The organism is Thalassotalea coralli (assembly GCF_055786205.1).
On sequence record NZ_JBVVBK010000006.1, the window covers coordinates 195567 to 220608 of the forward strand.

The window sequence follows — 25042 nt, forward strand, 5'->3', positions numbered from 1 at the left end:
AGTAGTTAGCACTACTTTATAGCTCTATACCCACCGATATATACATTTTGTAATCGTCTTTTTTCGGAACGATACCATTTTCATTGGCTTGCGGATCTGAGGTTCTATCCCAAATAAAAGAAACGTCTAAATCAACATCTTCAAAAAGGTCAAACTCTAACGTGGTAAACAGTTCATGACGCATTCCACCACTCGCCTTTTCAGCAATGTTAAGTGTGTAAGACGCCTCAAAATCAACAGTTTTCGTTAATTCAGTTTCAAAATTGGTTTCAAAAAAACCACCCAAGGATTCTTCAGAGCTATGACCGAGTTCTGTATTAGAAACAAAGTTTGTTTTCCGATAACTAGGACCTATCGACGCATCCCACTCTGTTTTGTTTGTATCGATAAAGTAATAACCAATACCCGCACCGTAAGTATATTCTGTCTCTATGTTTTTAAAGGGGTCTTTTGAAATAGTAACTAACGCGGGGCGAAAGAATATTTTTTCTGTGTAAAAAATGTCATAGGTTGAAGAAAGCGAACCATTATTTTCAACTTCTTCGCCGTCTGCAGTGGAGCGAGTCGCAAAAAAGTCGACGATAAGGCGGCTACTTACGGTTCGTCTCTTAGCGTTAACGCGCCCATTCCACTCGGTTTGATCAGTATTACCTTTACTTAAACTAACACCGAGATCGACTTTAATGTCCCATATATCGATACCAGTTTCTTTTTCACCGGCAATAGTTAACACCTCAAAAAAGGTATATGCGTCTGGTTTTCCTAAAATACTGCCGCGACGATCGATTATTTCTATCGGCGCTCTAATTATGCTGCCATCACGCAATTTAATGCTGTGCGGCCTAGAAGAGATAATAGAATGGATATCTTCTTCATCTATCGACAGCAAATCTAAAACGTCACTGTCAAACTCAAGTTTGTCTTCGTAAAAGCCTTTTAACTCGCCTTTTACCCATTCACCAGATTTCAAGCGAACCCAATCAAATTCAACATCGACTTTCGCTAGAGCAATAATGCCACGCTCTTCCTCTAAAAGCTCTTCTGCATTAGCACTAAAGCTGAGTAAAAAGTACAGTAGCAAACTGATAAACGTTAAGTGAGATGCAATAATGCACTTCGCTTTATGAAAATATCGCTCAGAATAAGTCATTAACATCACATTCTTTTTATCTAGTTGCTAGCGCACTATATTTTTCACACAATACTGAAAAATATAGTGTATTTATTACAACAAACAAACTTAATCTTTCATTGTTAATGACAGTTGGTAAAGATCTTTTTTGTTAACGGAATAGATATCAGCAATAGCTGCACATGCTTTTTTCGGCGGCAAATCTTGTAATAATCGTTTAAGTGCAGCTTCTACCTCTTGAGAAATAATAGATTCTTTCTCTGGCGCACCTGACACTATGAGTACCATTTCGCCTTTTAACTGATTAGCATCACCTTCTAACCAATCGAGTAATTCTCTTACCGTGCCAGCGGCGATAGTTTCAAAGGTCTTAGTAATTTCACGCGCAATTACTATTTTTCTTTGCTCGCCAAGTACTTGTGCAATATCTTGCAAAGTATCAATTGCGCGACGAGGGGCATCATAAAAAATCATGGTATGAGGTTGCTGCGCGACGAGTGAAAGTGCTGTTTGTCTTGCGCCTGATTTACTTGGTAAAAAGCCTTCAAAAGAAAATTTGTCTGTGGGTAAACCAGCTACACTTAACGCTGCTATCGCCGCGCAAGCACCAGGTATGGGTGAGATTTTATATCCTAACTCGCGACAGTATCTAACAATATGAAAACCCGGATCACTGATAAGTGGCGTGCCAGCATCAGACACAATCGCCACATCTAACCCTTGTTCGAGTATGCTCGCGATGTATTCTTGTTTTTGTCGCTCGTTATGATCATGCAAGGCAAACGTTTTATTACTAATAGAAAACGCTGACAGTAACTTTTTCGTATGACGAGTGTCTTCACAGCCAATTGTTTCTACTTGAGACAAGACTTCTATTGCTCTTGGGGTCATATCTGATAAATTGCCAATTGGCGTTGAAACGATAAAAAGTGTGCCTTTGTCAATTTGTTCCATAAGAATACTGTTACTTTAGTTGTGACCATTAAAAATGGCGTTTATTATAAAACAATCTCAGATCGATTGATCTAAATAAATATAGGTTTTTGCAGTGAAATTTCGACACTTTTCCCAATTTTTTATCATCGCCTTAGCAGCGCTATTAGTTAGTTGCTCTTCCAAGGCCCCTAAACCTGTGACTAAAACGCCTACAACGAGTAAAACTGTAGAGGTTAAGAAGACAGCCAAAACTGCACAAGACTACCTACAACAAATTAATCCCAAGAATGAGCAACAAACCCTTGATAACCTAATTCTTGCAATTAATACCTATATTGACGAGCAACAGTATAACAAAGCTGTTTTTCTAGCCTCGCAAGCAACGGCATTAACGACAAATAGCCGAACGCAGTTCGACTTACATCTAGCAAAAGCACAAGCCCTAGCTTTAATTGAGCGCTACGATGAAGCAAGTACTAGCCTATCAAATGCAAAAAAAGCCTTGCCAATAGAGCAGGTTGAAACTAGCAAAAGAGGCATTTATTTTCAAACTCTGGCAAAAGTGGAGCAACAGTTACAACGACCAATTAACTACTTAAATGCACTGCTTCGTTATCAAGCGCTCACCCCACCAAACGAAGAAGACATAAACCAAACTTGGTTAGCATTAAATGGTTTAGCCCAATGGCAAATAGAGCAGCTCACTTTATTAAACCCGCCTAACATCGATGGTTGGCAACAACTATTAAACTTTGCTCACCGATTTGGTTTTCAACCTAGTAAGTTCCAACGCTATTTAACACAATGGCAAAGAAATTATACTGGCCACCCAGCTAATGCTCTTATTTCAGTATTGATGTCGACAGAATTAACTAGCTACGACCAAGAAAAAAATATAGCGATTCTATTACCGCTTTCAGGGCAACGTAAAAAAGCTGGAGAGGCTGCCCAACAAGGTATTTTAGCAGCGTTCAACGACAACGAAGATACAAACCTGCATTTTTTCGATACCAATTTAATTGACTTTACTACGCTAGATGAGCAACTCATCAATAACAACATAGATGCAGTAATTGGCCCTTTGTTAAAAGATAATGTCGATGCCTATATATCAAGTGTTACTAGCGAAACACCAACTGTTCTATTGAACTTACCCATAGAGCAGACGCTTAAGGCCCATCATTTTGCTTTTTCCATGAACCCTGCTGAGGAAGCAATTCAAGCCGCTACAACCTTAAGTAGAATGAACTATCAAAGCCCTATCGTATTCGTGCAAGAGGACAGTGTTAGTCAACGTATCGCACAGCAATTTATTTCTCAGTGGAATAAGTACGCAGACTCAACACCAGAGGTTATCGAATTTACCGACGCAAGTAAGGTTCAAGAAAAATTAGAAAGCAGCTTAGAGTTAGATTTAAGTAAAAAGCGCATTAACGATATAGACAACCGTATCAGGCAGAGCTTGAAAACTGAAGCGCGTAACCGACGGGATATCGACATGATCTATATCGTCGCTTCACCCAACGAAACACGACTATTAAAGCCGTATATCGACGTTAATATTTCCCCTTTTGCTCAGTCGATATCTGTTTTTGCAAGTTCCCGTAGCCACAGCAATAACGCAGATGCGAGTGACAGCAGAGACCTCGAAGGGTTGAGCTTTACCGAGATGCCATGGCTGTTATCTAGTAAGCAACAAAATGCTCAGCTTAAACAAATCAATAATCTTATTTGGCCACAAAGAAGCGATAGCTTAGAGCGTATTTTTGCTATGGGCTATGACAGTTTCTCACTGGTTAACAAATTTAAAATGTTTAGCAAACACCCCTATATTAGACACTATGGCCAAACAGGGATTATCAAGTTAAACAACGATCAAACACTTACGCGTAGCTTACTCTGGGGTAAGTATGAAAAAGATAAAGTTAGTGAAATAGCAATGGAGTAATTGCTATAGGTTACCTCATAGGAAACAGGGAGAATATTGGTGCGAAAACAAGGAGAGTTATGGGAACAAGTAGCCCAAAGGCACCTGGAAGATAGCGGCCTAACATTATCGGCTAAAAACTACCTAGTTAAGGGCGGTGAACTTGATTTGGTGATGAAAGACGGCAGCACTTATGTTTTTGTTGAGGTAAAATTTCGGCAATCTAAAGCCTTTGGCGGCGCATTAGAAGCAGTTAGTTACACAAAACAAGAAAAAATTCGTCGTTCTGCTGCAATTTTTCTGCAACAAAAGGGACTAAATGCCTATAATACCGCCTGTCGATTTGATGTTATCGCAATTAACGGTAGTGCAAATCCTGAGATTACCTGGCTAAAGAATGCCTTTTGACCCTAACGGAGCCAATGAACACCATGTTAGAACGAATAAAAAGTAACTTTACTGAAAGTATTCAAACTAAAATTGCCGCAAGTGAAGCACTTGCAGGCCCAATCGAACAAGCCTCATTAATCATGGTTCAAGCCCTGTTAGGTGGAAACAAAATATTGTCGTGCGGAAACGGTGGCTCTGCTGGTGATGCTCAGCACTTCTCAGCAGAATTACTCAATAGATATGAAACAGAGCGACCTAGCTTACCCGCGATCGCTTTAACAACTGACAGTTCAACAATCACTTCTATTGCTAACGACTATCACTATGACGAGGTTTTTTCCAAGCAAGTTAGGGCTTTAGGAAATGGTGGCGATGTATTATTAGCTATATCGACCAGTGGTAACTCTTCTAACGTGATTAAAGCAATTGAAGCAGCTGTTGCTAGAGATATGCCTATCATCGCGTTAACGGGAAAAGATGGTGGCGATATAGCGGGTTTACTTGGTGAAAATGACGTTGAAATCCGAGTTCCATCTGCCAGAACTGCGCGTATTCAAGAAGTGCATTTAGTGGTTATTCACTGCCTTTGCGACATTATCGATTCAACCTTGTTCCCGCAGAACGAAGAGTAAACAATGAATAAAAAAACAATTGCATCATTATTGATTACAACTGCTTTTCTACAAGGATGCACGGCTGCGGCGGTTGTCGCCGTTGCGGGTGGAGCTGCAATTGCTTCTGATAATAGAAGCGTAGGCAAGCAAGTAGATGATCAAAAAATTGAGTTTAATGCCCACGCCGCTTTGTCTAAACACAAAGGAATTGCCGATAATACTAATTTGCAGGTGGTTAGTATGAACGGTAAAGCATTGGTGGTTGGTCAGGCGCCTAATACCTTTTTAAGGGACGAGGCAATAAAAATTATTAACCAAGTAGAAGAAGTAAAGTTTGTGTATGACCAAATTCGCGTCTCAAACAAAACATCTATTTCTACTCGTACCAATGATGTTTGGCTTACTTCTAAAGTAAAAACAGCATTATTCCGTAGCGAAAAATTAGACGCCATGAATGTTAAAGTAGTGACCGAAAACGGCGAGGTGTTTTTGCTTGGCTTAGTTTATGAAAGCGAAGCTAAAGCAGCCGTTGAAATTGCCAGGCATGTCGGCGGCGTAAATCGCGTTTTTAAGATGTTTGAAATTATCGAATAACATCTAAACTATTCTTTCATATAAAAAGCCAACCTTCTTCGGTTGGCTTTTTTGTGCACCACCACCCGATATCAGTGACTATTTCCAGTATTCAAATCGACATTAATCAGCTATAAATCAGTAACACGTAAAAATCCTGAAGGGTTAACATGGAACCAAAAGAGTTAATTGAACAGTGGGTTGAGGCCTTTAATAGCGGTGATGCCGATAGGCTCCGCTAACTTTTATGCGCCAGATGCTATAAACCACCAAGTCGCAAACGAGCCTATCGTGGGTAAGGACAATATTCACAACATGTTCGCGCAGGAATTTGCTACCGCAGACATGGTCTGCCTGGTAGAAAACATATTTCAGGACGGCGATTGGGCTATTTTAGAGTGGAAGGATCCTGTTGGACTCAGGGGGTGTGGCTTTTTTAATATCGTAGACGATTTAATCGTTTTTCAACGAGGTTACTGGGACAAGCTTAGCTTCTTGAGAGCGCACAATTTGCCTTTTCCAACTAATTAATTAGCTAACTAAAAAATCTTTTTGTGATGAGAATATTTAGGCTCTGAAGAGCCTTGATTATAAATTTTCTAGAAATAATGAAAGTTGTTAAACAACCCACTATATCTGCGCTATTGGCAAATAAAAACGGATGCTATTTAACAACTTTTAGAGATGCGCGACCTTTTGATTTACTTTTCTTGTCAGAAGGCTCTGTAGCGGCTTCGCTTTCGGTTTTTGGCACACTACTTAGCGATTTAGGCTTTTCTTCCTCAGTGCTCTGTTCTGTAGGCTCAGGAGGGTGTTCAATGGCTAGCGATGTACCCGCACCGTTCTCTTTAGCGTAAATAGCACCTATCGCCCCAAAAGGAATAACCAAATGTTCTAATTTACCGCCAAAACGAGCCGAAAATTCTATTTCATCACCTGCTAGCGATATTGCGCCAACCGCTGAAGGTGAAATATTCAGAACGATTTGACCATCATTAACATATGCCTGAGGCACTAAAACACCATATACGTTGGCATCTACAGCAATGTAAGGGGTAAGCCCATTATCACAGATCCATTCGTAAAAAGCCCTAACAATGTAGGGCTTTGTAGAAGTCATTTCAGAACTCATTAAACAGATGCACCGTAACGCAATTCGCGCTCTGCCTCAGTTAATGACGCTTGGAAAGACTCACGTTCAAACAAGCGAAGCATGTAAGTTTTAAGCTCCTTAGCACCTGTGCCGTTAAGCTCTACACCTAACACAGGTAAGCGCCATAATAGTGGTGCTAAGTAGCAATCAACTAAGCTAAATTCTTCGCTCATGAAGTAAGGCGCTTCGTTTAACACTGGTGCAATGCTCAATAAGCTTTCAGCAAGTTCTTTACGCGCTTTTTCAGCTTCGTCTGCTGAGCCTGTTTGAATAGTCTTAGCTAAGCTATACCAGTCTTGCTCAACACGGTGCATCATTAAACGACTACGACCACGAGACACAGGGTAAACCGGCATTAATGGTGGATGAGGAAAACGCTCATCTAAGTATTCGATAATGATTTTTGCTTCGTATAAAGCTAATTCACGGTCAATTAACGTAGGTACAGTTCCATAAGGATTTAAATCAAGTAAATCCTCTGGCAAATTCGCCATATCAACTAAATGGATATCTACTCCAACGCCTTTTTCAGCCAGAACAATGCGTGTTTGATGGCTATACATGTCATCCGCATGTGAATATAAGTTCATGACAGAGCGTTTGTTTGCAGCAACGGCCATTTTGCCTCCAAAAATTATCTAAACGTTAAAAACTAACAAAGGGGGCATAGGCCCCCAAAATCTATATTGCTATCGGTACACTAGAATCTAGTGTACATCTCGCCAATATTCTTTCTTCAATAAGTAAGAGAATATCAACAAGATAAGTAGGAAACCAATTACATAGTAACCTAACTGTTGACGCTCAAGTTTGTTCGGCTCACCAACATACTCTAAGAAGTTAGTTAAGTCGCGAACAAATTCGTCATACTCTTCAGGTGACATAGTACCACCTTGAGCAGGTGTTAAATTGCCATTCTCGTCTAAGGTTTGAACACCTTGCAAGTCTTGAAGTACATGCGGCATACCAACATCTTTAAATACTGTGTTGTTAACACCGAATGGACGACTTGGATCTACGTAGAAAGAGCGCAAGTATGTGTAAATCCAATCAGGGCTTTTCAAACGAGCTTCTAATGTAAGATCAGGTGGCGCAGTACCAAACCATTTTGCTGCATCTTTTGCAGGCATAGTATTAGTAATGTGGTCACCGACTTTTTCACCAGTAGGCATTAAATTAGCAGCACCGTATTTTTCGTCGATTCCTAAGTCACGGAACGTACGATTGTAACGTTGGTACTGTAACTGATGACAACCTAAACAGTAGTTTAAGTATGCTTCAAAACCACGCTTTAATGATTCTTTATCGCTTAAGTCATTATTAGCTTTATCAACTGGAACTTTAGGTCCTGCAGCTAACACTACAAAAGGGATACACGCTAAAATCGTTAAAATTAACTTTTTCATTATCCTGTCACCCTCTCTGGAACTGGTTTAGTTTTTTCATTCTTACTGTAAACCCAAAGGAGAAGGAAGAATCCGAAGTAACCAAAGGTGGCTATAACACCGATTAAGTTGTTTAAGTCAGTTGCTGGTTTAGTACCTAGAATACCTAGAATAATAAAACAGATAGCGAACTGAATTAAGTTAAATGTGTGCAACTTGCTACGGTAGCGCATAGAACGCACTGTGCTGCGGTCAAACCATGGTAAGGCAAATAATACACCAATCGCCGCGAACATTAGAATTGCACCGAATAATTTATCAGGAACAACACGCAAGATGGTATAGAAAGGACCAAAGTACCATACAGGAGCAATATGCTCAGGCGTTTTCAAGCCATTTGCAGGTTCAAAGTTTGGCGCTTCAATAAAGTAACCACCACCTTCAGGTGCGAAGAACATAATATAGCTAAAGCCAATCAAGAAGATAACCACCGCGACAATATCTTTCACCGTGTAGTAAGGGTGGAAAGGTACCGCGTCAACAATGTCGTATTTGCTTGTGTACTGTTTATGGAAAGTAAACTTGCTTTGCTCTTCTTCTGGTACGCTACCTTTTGGCTTCTTGATATCTGTACCGTCAGGGTTGTTAGAACCAACTTCGTGAAGTGCAATAATATGTAAGAATACTAATACACATAATACAAGTGGTAAGGCAATTACATGCAATGCGAAGAAGCGGTTAAGAGTTGCACCAGAGATAACGTAGTCACCTTTGATCCAAATCGTTAATTCTTCACCCACTATCGGAATGGCCCCAAACAGGGATATGATTACCTGCGCCCCCCAATAAGACATGTTACCCCATGGTAATAAGTAACCCATGAATGCTTCTGCCATCAACACTAAGAAGATAAGCATACCGAAGATCCATAGTAATTCACGCGGCTTTTGGTAAGAACCGTACATAAGGCCACGGAACATGTGAAGATAAACAACAACGAAGAATGCAGAAGCACCTGTTGAATGCATATATCTTAATAACCAACCGTAATCTACGTCACGCATGATGTATTCAATTGAAGCAAACGCGCCATCGCCAGATGGTTCGTAGTTCATGGTTAACCAGATACCCGTTAAGATTTGGTTAACTAATACAAGTAAAGATAAAGCACCGAATACATACCAGAAATTACCGTTTTTAGGTGCAGGGTATTGAACAGCATGCTTATTGATCGCATCCATCATAGGGATGCGCTTTTCGATCCAAGCTAAGAAGTTATCCATTACGCTGCTCCTTGTCCAACACCAATTAATAAGGTGTCGTCAGTTGGGAATGAATGCTCAGGAACCACTAAGTTTAATGGAGCAGGTACACCTTGGAATACACGGCCTGCCATATCAAATTTTGAACCGTGACAAGGACAGAAGAAACCGTTTTTAACGCCTTCCACTTTCTCTTCAAAGTCACCTTTGTGGTAAGTTGGTGCACAACCTAAGTGTGTACAAACACCTAATGCAACCATGTACTCAGGCTTAATAGAGCGGTGAGTATTTACTGCGTATTCTGGTTGCTGCGGCTCTTGTGAGTTAGGGTCACGAAGTTGGTCGTCGATTTGCGATAAACCGTCTACCATTTCTTGTGTACGGCGAACCACATAAACAGGCTTGCCTCGCCACTCTGCTCTAATTAATTGACCGGGCTCAATTTTACCTACGTTGACTTCTACTGGGGCACCAGCGGCTTTCGCACGCTCACTCGGGTTCCAGGAGCCAAGGAAAGGTACAGCCACACCGACAGCACCAACACCACCAACTACTGACGTTGCAGCAGTAAGGAAGCGACGGCGGCCGTTATTTACAGGCGCATTGCTCATCCAACATCTCCAAAAATGTTATTTATGTTGTTTAACGTTCGAATTCTTCTCGCTTAATACAGCATAGCCAAAGCGGTGATTCTTTTTTAAACAAATAAACTTAGCGATAAAAAAATTTTTTCGATCATAAAGAAAAGCCCTGTTTTTTACAAGGAAATTAACGGCTGAAAGCGGGAAATACGAAAAATATTTCAAAATATTTCAAACGAGATCATTAAATGCTTTCGAAAGGTGAATTGTTAACCGAATAAAATTGTCAAAGAGTGAGTTGTACTCGATGCTAAGGTGATATGGGTTAATCGCTAAACAAGCGTTCTAACCAAGATTTTTTCTTTTCTGGCTCAACAGGTTGGTTACACTCGTATTGCCATGAAAGCCCTTGGTTCACTGCTGGTAACTTGATGTTATCTTTGCAATTTTTTGCCACTGGCTTTCCTGTGGATAATTCAAACGCTATTTCTTCGACGTTTTCAGGTTGGGAAAGATGTTTATTAACCACACCAAAATCACGCATAAAGTCAGCAAAAACAACTAAAGCGCCTGAACTGCCTGTGACTTCTGTCGCTTTGTTGTCATCGCGACCAACCCAAGTAGTCACCAAATGCTCCTGATCATAACCAACAAACCAACTATCTCTTTGGTCATTAGTCGTGCCAGTTTTACCCGCAACAGTTTTTCCTTTTAATCGCCAAGACAAGGATTTTGCCGTACCTGTTTTAGTGACTTGCGTTAAACCATAATCAAGTAAATACGAAGCTTGTTGAGAGAAGTAAGCGTTGTGCTCATTTACTTGCTCGTACAAGACTTCACCTTGAGCAGTCAATATACTCGCTACCGCGTGATTTTCAGTCGCATAACCGCTATTAACCATAGGCAAATAAAACTGATTCACTTGGTAAGGCGACATGTTAATGGCACCCAACAGCAGAGACGGCCTTAACGTAATATCTTCTTGATAGCCAAGTAAGTGGAAAACATCGGCGATGTGCTCTAACCCTAACGCCATGCCTAAATTAACCGTGGGAATATTTCTTGAACCAGATAAAGCGTCTAGTAACGACACCTGCCCCAAATACTTACCATCATAGTTTTTAGGTTGCCAAGTGTTGCCTGAGTCAGAAGTGAAGGTAATCTTTTTATCTGAAAGCAGTGTCGCTAATTGATACTCCTGATACCTTTCTAGCGCCAATAAATAAATCGCTGGTTTGGTTAACGAGCCGATAGGTCTGTTCGCATTTAATGCACGATTAAAGCCAGCATAGCCCTTTTTCTTACCGCCAATTAATGCTTTTACCGCACCAGTATGTTTGTCGCTAACAACCATACCTACTTCTAATTCTTTACCATGAGACTTAGCAAGCGCGTTCATGGTTTTTTCAATACTTGTCTCGGCAGTTACTTGGGCATGCAGTGAAAATTCGGTAAACACGCGAATACCTGCCCCTTGTAGTTCAGGCGAGAGTAACTGACTAAGCTCGCGTTTTACTAATTGTAGATACGCAGGAAATCTATACTTATTTTTCGGTAGTCTACGCGACTGCCTTACAGATAATGGAGCATCTAGCGATAATAAGTACTCACTTTTACTTAGTTGCTCATGGTCAAACATCAACTTGAGCACTAAATCTCGACGCTTTTTAACGCGTTCTGGGTAACGCCATGGATCGTAATAGCTCGGCCCTTTGATGACGCCTACTAAAGTTGCCATTTGCTCATCAGTTAACTGGCTAACATTTTTGCCGAAATAGAATTCTGCCGCCAAGCCAAAGCCATAAATACCATTAGCGTAATGTTGACCTAGATAAACTTCATTAATGTAGGCCTCTAACAGTTGGTCTTTGCTGTATCTATATTCAAGCAACAGCGCGATAATCGCTTCATTGGCTTTGCGCCATATGGTTTTATCTCGCGTTAAATACATATTTTTAACTAACTGTTGAGTTAGCGTGCTGCCCCCTTGAACTGTGCGCCCTGCTTTTATGTTGGCGAACAACGCTCGTGCTATACCAAGAGGTGAGATCCCTGCGTGATGATAAAAGTCTCTATCTTCCACCAATAGCAAGGTATCTAATAGTCGTTCAGGAACAGATTGTAGTGGTACTAACACCCTATCTTCTTTGTTCTCGGGGACAATCCGGTCGATCAAATAGGGTTCGAGTGCGACTTCTTCTACAGCAACATTGTCTCGATAGAGCTTTGTCACTTGTTGAACGTCACCTTTTGTGATGACATCTATTTGAATTTTTTCAGGGTACTCTACCCCTTCACCAAAATCGAATGCGCGGCGAAATATAATAATTCTAGAGTTAGAAAGCGCGAATTGTCCGGGATTAGCAACACGATTTACACGGGTATAATTCATCAGGCTGAGCTCAGATTTGAGCTGAGATAAATGTATCGAATCGCCAATAGTAAAGCGCTGAACTTTACCGAAGACTTGCACAGGAACTTGCCATCGTTGCCCTTCGAACTTATCGACAACTTTGGCATCTAAATACAAGGTGTAGCCCGCTAACGCGATTATGCCGACAAAGCACAATTTAACTAAAAACCAAGTAAATCGACGCAACCTACTTGGCTTTACTTGTGTTTGATTGTCTTCTTGCTTTGTCTTACTTTGCTTTTCTTTACTAGCCACAAACCTTCTCTGCTAACTGAAAAGCCTAACTGTTATCGTCAGACACTTTATTGTGAGTTGACTTTAAACGTTGTCTAAACTTGGCTTTTGCAAGTTTTTGCATGTCTTCAACTTCGTCACTTTCATCAACAATTTCTCGCCCAAGGAAGGTTTCAATTGCATCTTCTAACGTGACAATACCCGCAGTTTGGCCAAAATTATCTTCCACTAAAAAGATATGATCATGACGTTTAATAAAGACATCAAGTAACGGTAAAACCGGTAAATTTTCGGAAATACGATGAATACTTTGCTTTACCTCAGCAATGGTTTGCTCACCTTTACCTTGACGCTCTAATTCATACAAGGCGCCCTTGATAACGACACCTGTGATGTTATCAATAGTATCAACGTAAACAGGTATTCTGGTGAAGTTTGCTGTTTGCTCTGCCGCTAATGCTTCGGTAACGGTAAGTGTTTCGGGTAAAGCATGTACCACACTACGTGGCGTTAAAATGTCTTCTACCTTCACTTCACGCAAGGTTAAAATATTCTCAACCAATTGATTTTCTTGGTGGTATAGCGAGCCATCTTTATGCCCTAACGCGGCAAACGCCTTAATTTCATCACGACTTACAACATCAGTTTTGTTTTTATCGAATAAGCGAGTCAACAATGAGGAGAACCACACTAATGGATACACCAATTTGACTAAGAAACTAATAACATAGGCAGAAGGAACCGCCAATGAGCGCCAAAATTTAGCCCCTATCGTTTTAGGAATAATTTCAGAAAAATACAAAATAGCGAGTGTTAACAAAAAGGCAATTAAGGTCTCTTTTTCTTCGCCAAACACTCTAATTGCTTGTGCACCTACACCTGCTGCTCCCATCGTATGAGCAAATGTATTTAAAATTAGAATACTAGAAATTGACTTATCTATATTTTCTTTTACTTGCTCTAAAACTTTTCCGCCCATTGGCTTTGTTTTTTGTATTTGCTCGACAAAGCTAGGTGTAACCGATAGCAAAACAGCTTCAAGGATTGAACAAAGAAAAGACACGCCAATGGCAACGGCCAGATAGGTGATAAGTAAAGTCATGTATATTTAAATTAATTAAAAACTAGATTCCGATTGTAAACCAGCTTTTCTAGTAATGGTATGGTTTTCTCATTGAAGATGTTACTTTCAATAAATTCAGAGGATTAGCCAGGGCGTGTTGACCTTTCAGGGTTAAATTTCGTTCGAATTAAATGCGTTTTTATCGCGGCATTAGTGATACGCACAGTTATTCTGGCTACAGAGCAAGTAACAATGAGAAAAATGTAACTAAGAAATAGTACGTTAGCGCTTTAAGTCGTTTAATTTTACCCTAATTTCTTGCGCTAAATTATTCACATTTTCTTGATGCTCTTGTATTAACGCTTTAAATTCTCGCTTGTTCTGTAAAGGTTCCAATAAGTGATCGTCCTGTAAAGTCCACCATTCTCGGTCAAAGGTTTCGAGCCAGCCTTGGTGCAACGCATTACGCAAATGCTTTGTCGCTTTATTTGAGCGACCTAACTGAGCGTTTACTTGAGATAGCACCATTTCTGCCTGTGCTTTGTCATGAATCTTGTCTAAAAGCAGAAATTGCTCGATATTATTTAACACCACATTGGCATATTCCCGTTCATTCAACTTCAACAAGGATGTGCCATAAAGTGTCAAGGCTAAGTAATTGTCCATTGTCACTTCAATAGCTTTGGAGTCACGCCAATCTGGATAAAGGTCTAGCAATGAAGTTTTTGCCTGCTCATATAGACCCGCCCTATATTGTGCAATCGCCAGACTATATTTGTACTTATAATTGTGTGGACGATTTTCACTGAGCTTTTTTAAGAAAGACACAGCGTTAACTTGCTCACCTTGTAAACCGTAATCTATTAACTTTAGGGAATGCTTAAAGTGCTGATGTTTTGATGTCATGCGAGCCAATATTTTGTTAGCTTCTTTATCCAACCCAATACTTAAATATGAAAATACAACCTGCTCGCAATATTCGTCACTAGCGCAATATTCAAATAGCTCTCTATTATTTAGGTGCCATTCTGCTAAAGCATTAATGGAGCTCGTTGTATTGCGAAATACATGGGTTGATTGAACAATATTTGAATATTGGTCAGGCTCCAAAATTTGGGCTCTACTATATAGTTTTTGTGCTGTATCTAGTTTCCCTCTAATCGCTAAATATTCGCTATATATTGTTTTTAATGACGCCGAGAGCGGGTTTAAAGCAATAGCATGCTCCATATGCTTAGCAACTAACGCTTCTTGCCCCATCAGGTTTAGTAATGAACTATACCAATGATGTGTCGTTGCATTATCTTCTATTGCTAAAGAATGAATAAACAAATCTTGCGCTTCATTCATGATAGATAAAGCGGCTTGAGCATAGCTTGCTTTGAGAGTTAATAACATGCCTTTAGCCGCCAGTGCTTTAGGCGAGTTGGGCTCTAATGCCAATGCTTGCTCTACATAAGGAAGCCCTTTATCTGCGGATTCTTTTGCGCTCCAGTTCGCGTAATAATGCAACTGGCCGTAAGTAATGGCTAGCCCTATGTATGCGTTAACATAATTGGGCTCTAATTCGAGGCTATGTTTAAAATAAGTTTCTGCTTTGGATAATGATTTTGGTGTTCTTTGTCGCCAATGATATTGAGCCATTAAAAACCATTCATAAGCTTGGCTGTCGACTTTCTTAACCGCTGCAAGGCGAGGTTGTGAATTTGGCTGAATAGCGTATCTAACATCTCGGCTAATCTTATCTTGTAAGTTAAATACATTGGAATTTTGACTGTCAAAGCTTTTAGCCCAAAGCAAACGGCCATCGAAAGTGCTAACTATTCGAACGTTGACTCTTACTTGTCCTGCTGATTCTTGGACACTTCCATCTAACAATGCTTCTACTTTAAGCGCATTACCAATGATGGATGGGTCTCTATTTCCTCTAAAATTAAAAGAAGAATCCCGAGAAATAACCTTTAACGATTTCGACTGAGATAATTGGTTGATGATCGCGTCAGAGAGCCCTTCCGAGAAATATATATTGTCTTTATTCTCACTCAAATCTTCAAAAGGTAATACTGCAATTGAGTTAATAGCTATATGAAGATCATTCTCGGGTTCTTGATGAATACTATAGAAAGTTACGACAAAAATGAGGGTAAGTATTACCAGTGTACCAGCTAAAAAGTATGGATTACGCTTATTAGTTTCCACATTTAGCGTATTTGAATGTAACTCCAGTGGTTGTGTGTTTTCCTCTAGCGGCTCTACGGAAGCAACCAAACAATAACCGACATTGGGTATGGTTTTAATAAACGTTGGCTGACGAGCATTATCCCCTAATGCTTTTCTAATTTTACTGATTGCTACAGACAATATCTCTTCATTAACAACACTCTCATTCCACACCTGCGCAATAATTTGCTCTTTGGTTACATTTTGCCCTGCGTTTTGTATGAGAAACAACAGCACTTGCATACTTTTATTGTCAATTGACTTTTGCTCGCCAGCGCCTTGGAAGGTGTTCGTTATTGGACAGACAACCCATCGTCCTAATTGGTATTTCTGACTGTTTTGCAAAGACATATCCGAAAAGTAATTGCTTCTGTCATGCATTATAACGGAACAAAACGGATTCACATTTACTTTTTATCTTATGCGAACAACGCCTTATCGTATTTCACTACAAAGCAATAAAAACCCATAAATTCATGCACCTAAACGTATATTTAAGAACATTTAATATCATTTAAGTTGGGCAAGGAGCCGTTCAAATATACCTTGTGTGTAGTTTAGTTGCGTTTTGGTCACAAGTTTTTTGAATTCAAATATCGCTTTTAAAACGCACAGCAATTTTCGATTTTATAGGAGTTAACATGTTCGCAAATTATCGAGCCAAATTACTAACAGCATTTGTCCTATTTGTTTCATTTGAGGGATTTGCAAATGAAACAAAGCTTAAGGCTCCAAGGGCCTCAGCACAAGAAGTGACAATGGACTTTTGGGACATGGCTCCATTAGAAAAGGCTTTTATTAACATTACCCCAGAAAAACTAGCGGACAATGTTAAGGTAGGAAAACTTGGTGTTGATGGTGGTAATAAAGCCACTATTTTATCGTTCGCTAAAGAGCTAGCCGAAAACAAACATGGAAAATACGATAGTTTACTTATTAGTCATAAAGGTAAGTTATTATTTGAGTCTTATTTCAATAAAGGGCGAATAGACTTACCGCATTTTCAATTTTCTGCGACCAAAGGCTACACCAGTTTAATAGTGGCTAGAGCGATGCAGCTAGGCTATTTGACTATGGCGGATTTGCATAAACCTTTGGTGAGCTTTTTTAAAGATCTAGATACCAATAAACTAGCTGATGGTGCGGAGCTCATTACTCTGCACCATGTATTGTCCATGCGTTCAGGTCTTCGATTTAGCGATGAGCATTTAAAAGATTTTAGAGAAAATAGTGAAAAGTATTCAGGAACAACTCAAATCCAAGCTTTTTTCGAAAAAACTCAACCGATAAAAAAACAAACTCAGGTATACAAGTATCAAGCACCTGATCCTATTTTAGCTATGCACCTAATAAATGCAGTTGTTCCTGGTACAGCTCAACAGTTTATTGAAAATGAATTCTTTAAAAAGATGGGGATAACCGACTACAAATGGCAATTAGATCATCAACAAATGCCAACGGCAGAAAGTGGTATTGATTTGACTTCTCGTGACATGGTTAAAGTTGGTAATATGCTTGCCGACAAGGGGAGCTTAAATAATGAGACCTTTCTTTCACAAGAGTATTTACTAACCGCTTTTGGCCCAATAACAAAACCAACCGAAAGCTGGATCCCGGCGAGTTTTAATTATGGCTATTTATGGTACCAATCGGACATCGCTTTAAATAACATAAACTACAAGGTTAATTTTGCGTGGGGAGCTGGTGGAAACCGAATAATTCTCGTGAGCGATTTAGATTTAGTCGTTGTCATTACTGGTCATGACAGAGAGGACATTATTTTTGAACAAATTGAAAAACAGCTTTTACCCGCGTTCCTATAGGCCGATAAGTTAGGTAAATATTCATCCAGTCTTATGAGCCTTAAAGGCTAAGAAAAGCATTCAAGGTTCATAAGCATTTAAAGTAAGAATGTTAATCACTTTTTATATCCTGGCTTTGCTGACATAGGGTCATCTGGCCACCTGTGCTTTGGGTATCTAGCTTTCATCTCTTTTTGTACTTGTGCGTAGCTACCTTGCCAAAAACCGACTAAATCAGAGGTCACCTGAATAGGACGTTGCGCTGGCGACAATAATTCCAAGGTTAGCATGATCGGGGCGTTACTTAATCCGACACTAGGACCTTGCGCTAAGCCATAAACCTCTTGCATAGGCAAAGAGACTATAGGGTGTTTTTCTTGAGCATAACGAATAGGACAACGGCGTCCTGTAGGGCCTCTAAAAAATTCCGGAGCAAGTTTATCCAGGTCTTGTCGCTGTTGGTAATCTAGTAATGACAATAACGCCGCACTTAAGTCAACTTTGTCGAGTGCTTTTTTAGTCATCACACCTGTTAAAAATGGAGCTAGCCACTGCTCAAGTTCAGCTAATAAAGAAACTTCCTCGACATCAGAAAATTCAATTTCTTGGTAGTTTGCCAACAACCAACGCCAGCGCGAAAGCAATGTTAAATCCTGTGCTTGCCAGTTTAGCCATGACAAACCATTTTTTCGAATTTGCTCGCACCACATGTTAACCAACTTTTCGTTATCAACACTGTGTTCTGCTTTTTGCTCACTTAACACTAACTGGCCTATTTTCACCTGCTCTGCGGCAATTATTTTGTCTTGTCGCTGATCATACTTTAACACTTGCAGTTGTTCAGGCTGCACTAATTGAAAAGCTTCAAGTTGCTCTATATCTACTTGAGATGCCAAGCGAATGGCCGACTCGCTTTGATGTTGCGTTAAATGTGCCGCTACCAACCACTTTGACGACACTAAACTATCACTTTCATTTAATGAAACACCTTTGCCATTGGCCATCAAGTAGCTATGTGCTTGGTGTCTTTGTTTAGCTAAACGTTCAGGAAAGGCTAAATAAAGTAGTATGCCCAAATAGTCATTGCTTGCCGCCACTTTACTAACAGCTAATTGCTGTGCCTCTGAACTATTTGATTGTACCTTAGTCAGACGATCAAAAAACTGATGCGCTTGTTTCATATGATGCGCACAAAAAGGCGCTTTGGCATGTTGAATTAGTGTTTGAACTCGAACAGCAATATCTGCGTTTTCTCGAGCTTGCTCTACTTTTAGTAGCTCTTTGCCTTCCAAAATAGCCACCAATAAACACGCTAACCACAATAAGCCTTTAATGTTATGTTCATTTTCTAATTGCTGAGCAATAACCAGCATTTTACCAAGGCGAGAATGACAAGGTAGTTCAACCACTTGCTCACCTAACATGGTTAACTTGCGTTTATCATCCAATACGCCAATTTGCTGCATGGCTTGCCAAGCTTGCTGTTCTTGAGAGGCGATGGGCAAATCTAATAAAGGTAAGCTGGCAAAATCAGTAACTCCCCAATGTGCACACTCTATAGTTAATGGGGAAATATCAGCCTGCTGAATTGGCAAACTTAACTGCATTGGTGCTCGCTCAAAGCTATCTTTACTGTATAACCGATAACACCTGCCAGCTTTTACACGACCAGCACGCCCCGCACGTTGAATCGCTGAAGATTTCGCAATTTGCCGTTGCACCAATTTATTGGCAAGAACCTGTTCACTATAAACTGCTATTTTTTCTAGCCCTGTATCAATCACCAATTCAACGCCTTCAATCGTTAAACTTGTTTCGGCGATATTCGTCGCCAAAATAACCCGCCGTTTATCGCTAGGTTGAATGGCTTTTTGTTGCTCTGCTAGAGGTAGATCACCGTACAAAGGTAATAATTCGGTATCGTCATCAACCGATAACGCATCAAATAAGTAGCGAATATCACCACTACTGGGCAAAAAGACTAAGGTTGTTGACCTTCCTTCATTTATTTCTTTTTGAATAATCGACTTGGCATATTCACGCCACTGTCGAATATTGTTTGGCGGAAAATAAGAAACATCGACAGGAAATTGTCTACCACTACTTTCGATAAAGTGGGCATCATGTAACGCTTTCGCTAACGATTCAGTCGCCAGGGTTGCCGACATAATCAGTAAAGGTAGGTCATCTCTAACACTTTGTTGTATGTCTCGTGCTAGCGCAAAAGCAAAATCAGCTTGTAACGAGCGCTCATGAAACTCGTCAAAAATAACTAATCCAACACCTTCCATAAATGGATCTTGCTGTAACCTTTTGATCATCACCCCTTCAGTTACAACCACTAACTTGGTTGATTTTGTCACTTTACTGTCATGTCGCATTTGATAGCCGATTCGCTGGCCTAGCGGTTCGTCAATTTGCTTAGCTAAAAAACTCGCGACACTTTTAACAGCAACTCTTCGTGGTTGCAGTAAATAAATAGTGCCTGCTATCGGCGAGTCTTCTTCCAGCAACCATAAAGGTAATCGAGTCGACTTCCCTGCACCAGGCTCAGCGCTAAGCACGGTTATGCTATTTGTAGCAATAGATGCAACAAGGTCTTCTTTTACTTGTTCGATAGGAAATTGAGCAGACATAAATTGGAAAAAACGCTGGTTTTCATTTTGCCGCTAGTGTAACAAACCCACTTGCCAAGTTGTAGAACTGTCATCTATTCGTCATCAAGCTTTCATCGATATGTCACTGACTCGTCAACCAGCTGACCAATATTTGTCACAAAGCTGCCATAAAGTATTTGGGTTTAATAACAACAACCTAAAAACTACTTGGTAACGGTATAACAATGAAAACTTTAAAAAAATTAACAGTTGCAAGCTTATTACTTGCAGGTTTAGCCGCTTGTGATGGTGACGATGGAAAAGATGGCGCTCAAGGTATTCAAGGCGTAGCTGGCACAAATGGAACGAACGGAACTGATGGCTCTGATGGTACAAATGGTACAGATGGACAAGATGCGATTCGCTCTCTTGAAGCAACATTAGTTGCACGTGCGGTACTGAACGAAGACTCACCAGAAGGCGCGGCAGAGATCGTACAGTATCAAGCATCTACTGGCTGGATATACGCGATCAATAGTTCAGCAGATTTAGCGACTGTCGATATTCTTGACCTACCTAACGCAGATTCATCAGCGTTAACAGCGGATGCAGAAGGTGTCATTACTAACACCAACATGGAAATTGCCCATCGACTAGATCTAAGCGCCAACACTCCGGGCAATGCCAACAGTATTAGCATTTCAAATGCATTAAATATTATGGCTATTGCTATGGAAGCAGATGACACAGGTGTAAAAGGTCATATTGCTTTTTACGACATTTCAGGCGCTACACCTGCATTCATTAAAAACGTAGAAGTAGGCTATCTACCTGACATGGTGGCTTTCTCACCAGATGGTAGTAAAGTAGTCGTCGCTAATGAGGGTGAGCCAAGTAAAGATTACACCGTTGACCCAGAAGGCAGTATCTCAGTTATCGATGTTACTAATGGCACTATCGCAGACACAGCAACAAATATCACTTTCGAAGCATACAACGATAAAAAAGACATGTTGGCAGCACAGGGAGTTATGTTCCCGAATCCATCAGGCCGCACCATTAAAAGTCAAACCATTAATACTTCAGTTGCCATGGATTTAGAGCCAGAGTACGTAGCAATTAGTGCTGATAATCGCTATGCATATGTAGCTATTCAAGAGAATAATGCTCTAGCTATTGTTGACTTAGCTGACAATAGCTTAATGACCATTAAAGGTTTAGGCATGAAAGACTGGTCAACGCTTTCATTAGACGCTTCCGACAAAGATGATGGCATTAACTTTAAACAATACAAAAACCTATACGGTATGTACCAACCTGACACCATTGCCACTTTTACTTGGAAAGATGCAAATTTTGTTGTTAGTGCCAACGAAGGCGATGGTCGTGAATATTTCTTTGATGTCGCAGACGAAGCAGCATGTACTGCAGCAGGTGGCGCAGACTACGACGAAGATGATGGCTGTTTAGCTTACACTGACGAAAGTCGTGTCGAGGACTTAAACCTAGATCCTATCGCGTTTGCCGACGTAAACAACGATGACTACGATATTGGCCGCTTGAAAGTGTCTGTTGAAAAAGGTGACATAGACGGCGATGGCGATTATGACCGACTTTACACATACGGCGCTCGCTCTTTCTCTATTTGGGATGCCAATGGCAATCTAGTGTTCGACTCAGGTGATGACGTTGGCAAAATTACTGCGGCGATTCACGGCCAAGCATTTAACAATGACGGCGACGAAAACGAAGGCGATACACGCTCAGACGCAAAAGGTGCCGAGCCAGAAGCACTTGCGATTGGTGAAATCAATGACAGAACCTACGCATTTGTTGGTTTAGAGCGCATGTCTGGCGTATTAGTGTACGATATTACTAACCCATTCGACGTACACTTTATTGATTACTTCATTAACCGCGGCGTTGAAGAAGGTGCAGACTTGACAGGTGATCTAGCACCTGAAGGTATGGCATTCATTCCTGCCACTGACACAAGCGAAGCGATGTTAGTTATTGGCAACGAAGTATCAGGCTCAGTTGCCGTATGGCAAATCACTGAAAAATAGTGATTTTAGTATTACATTTACACCAACTATGTGAGCTAATTCACATATAGAGTGCTTTAAAAAGCCTCAGCCGTTAATTCTGCTGGGGCTTGTTTATCGATATGGGTAAATTACAATTAACCTAGTATCTTTGCCATTTTGCACTATCACCTTTATGAAACGTCTTTTTATTGCCTTTGACCTATTACCGGAAACCAAAGCGAAAATAGCAAGCTGGCGTATTGAGCAAAATCGCCTCAATGAAAAACAAGAAAATGTAAAAGAAGTTAAAGCAAAGAACTTTCATGTCACGATAACATTTTTAGGTCAGTTAACACTTGCTCAAGAAAAGGAAGTTATCGCGTTGTGTCAGTCGGTATTAAATCCGCCGGCAGTTGGCCAATACATTAATGAAAACTCTAGCAACTCTGTCGGTGATTCAACCTCCTACGAGCTGTTGAGTGAATCTTTAGGGCATTTTAAGAAACCAAAAGTAACCTATCTAGCCATTAAGCAACTACCTGCTGCACTTCGCATAATTGTGAATAGGTTAAAAGAAGCACTGCAACCATTCTCTGTCGACAGCAATGAAAATCACTATACACCCCACGTCACTATACTAAGAAAAAGCAAAGCTCTCCCTTTATGGAGCTCCCCGCATATAGCCATGCCCGTTAAGTCCATTAGTTTGTATCACTCAATCTCAACCAACAGCGGCGTCCACTATCAACCTATTAAAACCTGGCCATTAGCACAAAGCTAAACAACTGATATTATTCACTTTTAAAACTTGCATATTCAAGAAAACCTGCTTACTTGGCAAAGGCTTTCTGGCCTGTTATCAATAGTGCTTATTTAACAACATAGGTGATTACAATGGATTTGGCTGCGCACGGTACGTATAAAATCAAAAAAGAAGGTGATGTTTTACTTGTCGATGCACATGGTCCTTTTAATGATGTTACCGCAGCAAAATACGTTGAAGAAATGTATGAGGCATGTGAGGAGTTTGCAGGCAAGCCATGGGGCTTATTAGTGACTTTTTATGGCAACAGCGTCTTTACCCCAGAAGCAGAAAAAGCGCTTATAGATGTTACCCGATATAGAATGAAGCATGGCATGATCGCTAACGCCAGCGTTATTTTGGAAAGTAACTCAGCAGACCTTCAGCAAATGCAACTTAGACGTGTTTATCAAAGCTGCAACCTGATCTTTCATGTTTTTAGTGATGTTAATAGTGCTAAATCGTGGTTAACAGAGTTTGTCGCACAGCAATCAGAAGCAGATCAGCCAAAAGCCATCTAAAGTGATTTCATGCACTGAATTTAAACACTGAGTCAAAACTAAGCTAAACAAAGGGTGAACAAACACCCCTTGTTATACTCAATGTTTGCCTGTCCTAGTGATTGGTTAACATCAGTTGAGCAATTGTCGCAATAGATATACCAGTAGCGCCAGCAGCCCACAGGCCGTCACTCTTACCATTGTACGCTGCGGCTAAATCGAAATGTAGCCAACCTTCACCGTTATTTGGCGCAAAGCGCGCTAAAAAGCCTGCCGCGTTACTTGCACCGCCAGCACCGCCACCTTTTTGAGTACGGCTATTGGCAGTATCAGCAAATGCAGAAGGACATTTGTCTTTATGCCAAGGCTCTAATGGAAGGCGCCACATTGGCTCATTTACTTCAGTTGCTGCAGCTTGCGCTCGTAGTGCGGCTTGGTCATCTAAACTAAATAGCGCAGTATAATCACCTCCAGTTGCAAGCACTGCTGCTCCAGTTAGGGTCGCAGCATCTATAGTCATCTTTGGGTTAGATTCAGCCGCAAGTAACAAGCCATCGGCTAGAACAATGCGCCCCTCTGCATCGGTATTTGCCACTTCACAAGTAACACCATTTTTATACGTTAAAATATCGCTATTTTTATACGCTAGGCCACTGATCATATTCTCAGCACAGCATAAAATAAGTTTGACACGTTTATTCAAGCCTTGACGAATCGCTAAGGCTAGCGCGCCGGCAACAACTGCAGAACCACCCATATCAGCTTTCATATCAAACATGCCTTCATTGGCTTTAATACTATAGCCACCAGTATCAAATGTAATGCCTTTACCGATTAAGCAGGTATCCACCTCAGCATTTTCATCTTGTGTTGGGTTATAATCAATCTCAACTAAACACGGTGGATTAACACTTGCTTTACCGACGTTATAAACACCAACCCAACCCTGCTCTAATAATTCATCGCCACTTATTGTACGAGTTGAAACATATGCAGGCGCATGTGAAGCGATATAGCTGCTTGCCTTTTCAGCTAGCGCTAGTGGGGTGACTTCTGTAGAAGGTTTATTAGTTAAGTCTCTTGACCAAGCGTAAACGGCTAGCTTATCGTTCAAGCGGTTGATTAGTGCATCACTACCTGCAAATTCAACATTCGATAACTTGTTCACACAAGTAAAGCCAAGTGCGAAAGCCCACTGAAAATCTTCTTGCCATAGATCACCTTGAAGCTTCGCATGCTCGACCCCCATAGATTCAATTTTACGAGCGGCCTGCTGGATCTGACGGTCGGAATATTTATCAAACGTCGAAATATAAATAAAAATATCGCCATTTTTATGTTGGATAGTGGCGTCTTTTTGCCAATCGCTAGCTTGGTTTTCGTTTGTTAAATAAATAGAAGCAACTCTTTCCACGAGATTTCCTTGAGGTG

The 25042-nt window shown here is 40.6% G+C and carries 21 protein-coding genes; 9 read left to right on the forward strand and 12 right to left on the reverse strand.

The genetic code is table 11. The features are described 5' to 3' along the window. Positions 1–16 precede the first annotated feature (16 nt). Entirely contained in the window at positions 17–1150 is a 1134-nt protein-coding gene (locus ACOB80_RS15775) for a DUF481 domain-containing protein (protein WP_473166818.1), read from the reverse strand. A 90-nt stretch (positions 1151–1240) separates the two neighbouring features. After that, on the reverse strand, positions 1241–2086 hold the full coding sequence (gene rsmI, locus ACOB80_RS15780; protein ID WP_473166819.1) for a 16S rRNA (cytidine(1402)-2'-O)-methyltransferase: 846 nt from the start codon (positions 2084–2086) through the stop codon (positions 1241–1243). Between the two features lie 94 nt (positions 2087–2180). On the opposite strand from rsmI, the gene ACOB80_RS15785 reads away from it, so the two are divergent. The 5 genes from ACOB80_RS15785 (at position 2181) to ACOB80_RS15805 (ending at position 6103) form a co-directional block, all read left to right on the forward strand. Further along, a complete protein-coding gene (locus ACOB80_RS15785; protein ID WP_473166820.1) occupies positions 2181–4016 on the forward strand; it encodes a penicillin-binding protein activator in 1836 nt (611 codons plus the stop codon). A 39-nt stretch (positions 4017–4055) separates the two neighbouring features. Beyond that, positions 4056–4403, forward strand: a complete 348-nt coding sequence (locus ACOB80_RS15790) for a YraN family protein (protein ID WP_473166821.1) — start codon at positions 4056–4058, stop codon at positions 4401–4403. A 23-nt stretch (positions 4404–4426) separates the two neighbouring features. Continuing rightward, complete coding sequence (locus tag ACOB80_RS15795; protein ID WP_473166974.1) at positions 4427–5017, forward strand: phosphoheptose isomerase; 591 nt, start codon at positions 4427–4429, stop codon at positions 5015–5017. A gap of 3 nt (positions 5018–5020) precedes the next feature. Then, complete coding sequence (gene dolP, locus ACOB80_RS15800; protein ID WP_473166822.1) at positions 5021–5593, forward strand: division/outer membrane stress-associated lipid-binding lipoprotein; 573 nt, start codon at positions 5021–5023, stop codon at positions 5591–5593. Positions 5594–5761: 168 nt separating this feature from the next. Then, a complete protein-coding gene (locus ACOB80_RS15805; protein ID WP_473166823.1) occupies positions 5762–6103 on the forward strand; it encodes an ester cyclase in 342 nt (113 codons plus the stop codon). 133 nt (positions 6104–6236) lie between these two features. On the opposite strand, the gene ACOB80_RS15810 is transcribed toward ACOB80_RS15805, so the two are convergent. From ACOB80_RS15810 to ACOB80_RS15845, 8 genes are all read right to left on the reverse strand, one after another. Continuing rightward, positions 6237–6692, reverse strand: a complete 456-nt coding sequence (locus tag ACOB80_RS15810; RefSeq protein WP_473166824.1) for a ClpXP protease specificity-enhancing factor — start codon at positions 6690–6692, stop codon at positions 6237–6239. Between the two features lie 11 nt (positions 6693–6703). Beyond that, complete coding sequence (sspA, locus tag ACOB80_RS15815; RefSeq protein ID WP_473166825.1) at positions 6704–7345, reverse strand: stringent starvation protein SspA; 642 nt, start codon at positions 7343–7345, stop codon at positions 6704–6706. Between the two features lie 87 nt (positions 7346–7432). Continuing rightward, positions 7433–8134, reverse strand: coding sequence for a cytochrome c1 (locus tag ACOB80_RS15820; protein ID WP_473166975.1), 702 nt, complete (start codon positions 8132–8134; stop codon positions 7433–7435). Next, positions 8131–9393, reverse strand: coding sequence for a cytochrome b (locus ACOB80_RS15825; protein WP_473166826.1), 1263 nt, complete (start codon positions 9391–9393; stop codon positions 8131–8133). Before ACOB80_RS15825 ends, ACOB80_RS15820 begins: the two co-directional genes overlap by 4 nt. Continuing rightward, positions 9393–9983 carry a ubiquinol-cytochrome c reductase iron-sulfur subunit gene (petA, locus tag ACOB80_RS15830; RefSeq protein ID WP_473166827.1) on the reverse strand — a complete coding sequence of 197 codons (591 nt, stop codon included), beginning with the start codon at positions 9981–9983 and terminating at the stop codon, positions 9393–9395. Before petA ends, ACOB80_RS15825 begins: the two co-directional genes overlap by 1 nt. Positions 9984–10278: 295 nt before the next feature. Then, the gene (gene mrcB / locus ACOB80_RS15835) at positions 10279–12621 is read right to left on the reverse strand and encodes a penicillin-binding protein 1B (protein WP_473166828.1); all 2343 of its coding nucleotides are present in this window, start codon (positions 12619–12621) and stop codon (positions 10279–10281) included. Between the two features lie 25 nt (positions 12622–12646). Further along, on the reverse strand, positions 12647–13702 hold the full coding sequence (locus ACOB80_RS15840; RefSeq protein WP_473166829.1) for a CNNM domain-containing protein: 1056 nt from the start codon (positions 13700–13702) through the stop codon (positions 12647–12649). Positions 13703–13945: 243 nt separating this feature from the next. Further along, the gene (locus ACOB80_RS15845; protein ID WP_473166830.1) at positions 13946–16234 is read right to left on the reverse strand and encodes a winged helix-turn-helix domain-containing protein; all 2289 of its coding nucleotides are present in this window, start codon (positions 16232–16234) and stop codon (positions 13946–13948) included. 290 nt (positions 16235–16524) lie between these two features. Here ACOB80_RS15845 and ACOB80_RS15850 point away from each other — a divergent pair, with 290 nt between their 5' ends. Then, positions 16525–17706, forward strand: a complete 1182-nt coding sequence (locus ACOB80_RS15850; RefSeq protein WP_473166831.1) for a serine hydrolase domain-containing protein — start codon at positions 16525–16527, stop codon at positions 17704–17706. Positions 17707–17801: 95 nt separating this feature from the next. On the opposite strand, the gene hrpB is transcribed toward ACOB80_RS15850, so the two are convergent. Beyond that, positions 17802–20321 (reverse strand): ATP-dependent helicase HrpB, encoded by a 2520-nt coding sequence (gene hrpB, locus ACOB80_RS15855; RefSeq protein WP_473166832.1) that lies wholly within the window; start codon positions 20319–20321, stop codon positions 17802–17804. Positions 20322–20527: 206 nt separating this feature from the next. Between hrpB and ACOB80_RS15860 the strand changes: the two genes are divergently transcribed. The 3 genes from ACOB80_RS15860 (at position 20528) to ACOB80_RS15870 (ending at position 23632) form a co-directional block, all read left to right on the forward strand. Further along, entirely contained in the window at positions 20528–22348 is a 1821-nt protein-coding gene (locus tag ACOB80_RS15860) for a choice-of-anchor I family protein (RefSeq protein ID WP_473166833.1), read from the forward strand. 154 nt (positions 22349–22502) lie between these two features. Beyond that, on the forward strand, positions 22503–23090 hold the full coding sequence (gene thpR, locus ACOB80_RS15865) for an RNA 2',3'-cyclic phosphodiesterase (RefSeq protein WP_473166834.1): 588 nt from the start codon (positions 22503–22505) through the stop codon (positions 23088–23090). A 113-nt stretch (positions 23091–23203) separates the two neighbouring features. Further along, the gene (locus tag ACOB80_RS15870; protein ID WP_473166835.1) at positions 23204–23632 is read left to right on the forward strand and encodes a hypothetical protein; all 429 of its coding nucleotides are present in this window, start codon (positions 23204–23206) and stop codon (positions 23630–23632) included. A 94-nt stretch (positions 23633–23726) separates the two neighbouring features. Here ACOB80_RS15870 and pepB read toward each other — a convergent pair whose 3' ends face one another. Further along, positions 23727–25025, reverse strand: coding sequence for an aminopeptidase PepB (pepB, locus tag ACOB80_RS15875; protein ID WP_473166836.1), 1299 nt, complete (start codon positions 25023–25025; stop codon positions 23727–23729). Positions 25026–25042 lie beyond the last annotated feature (17 nt).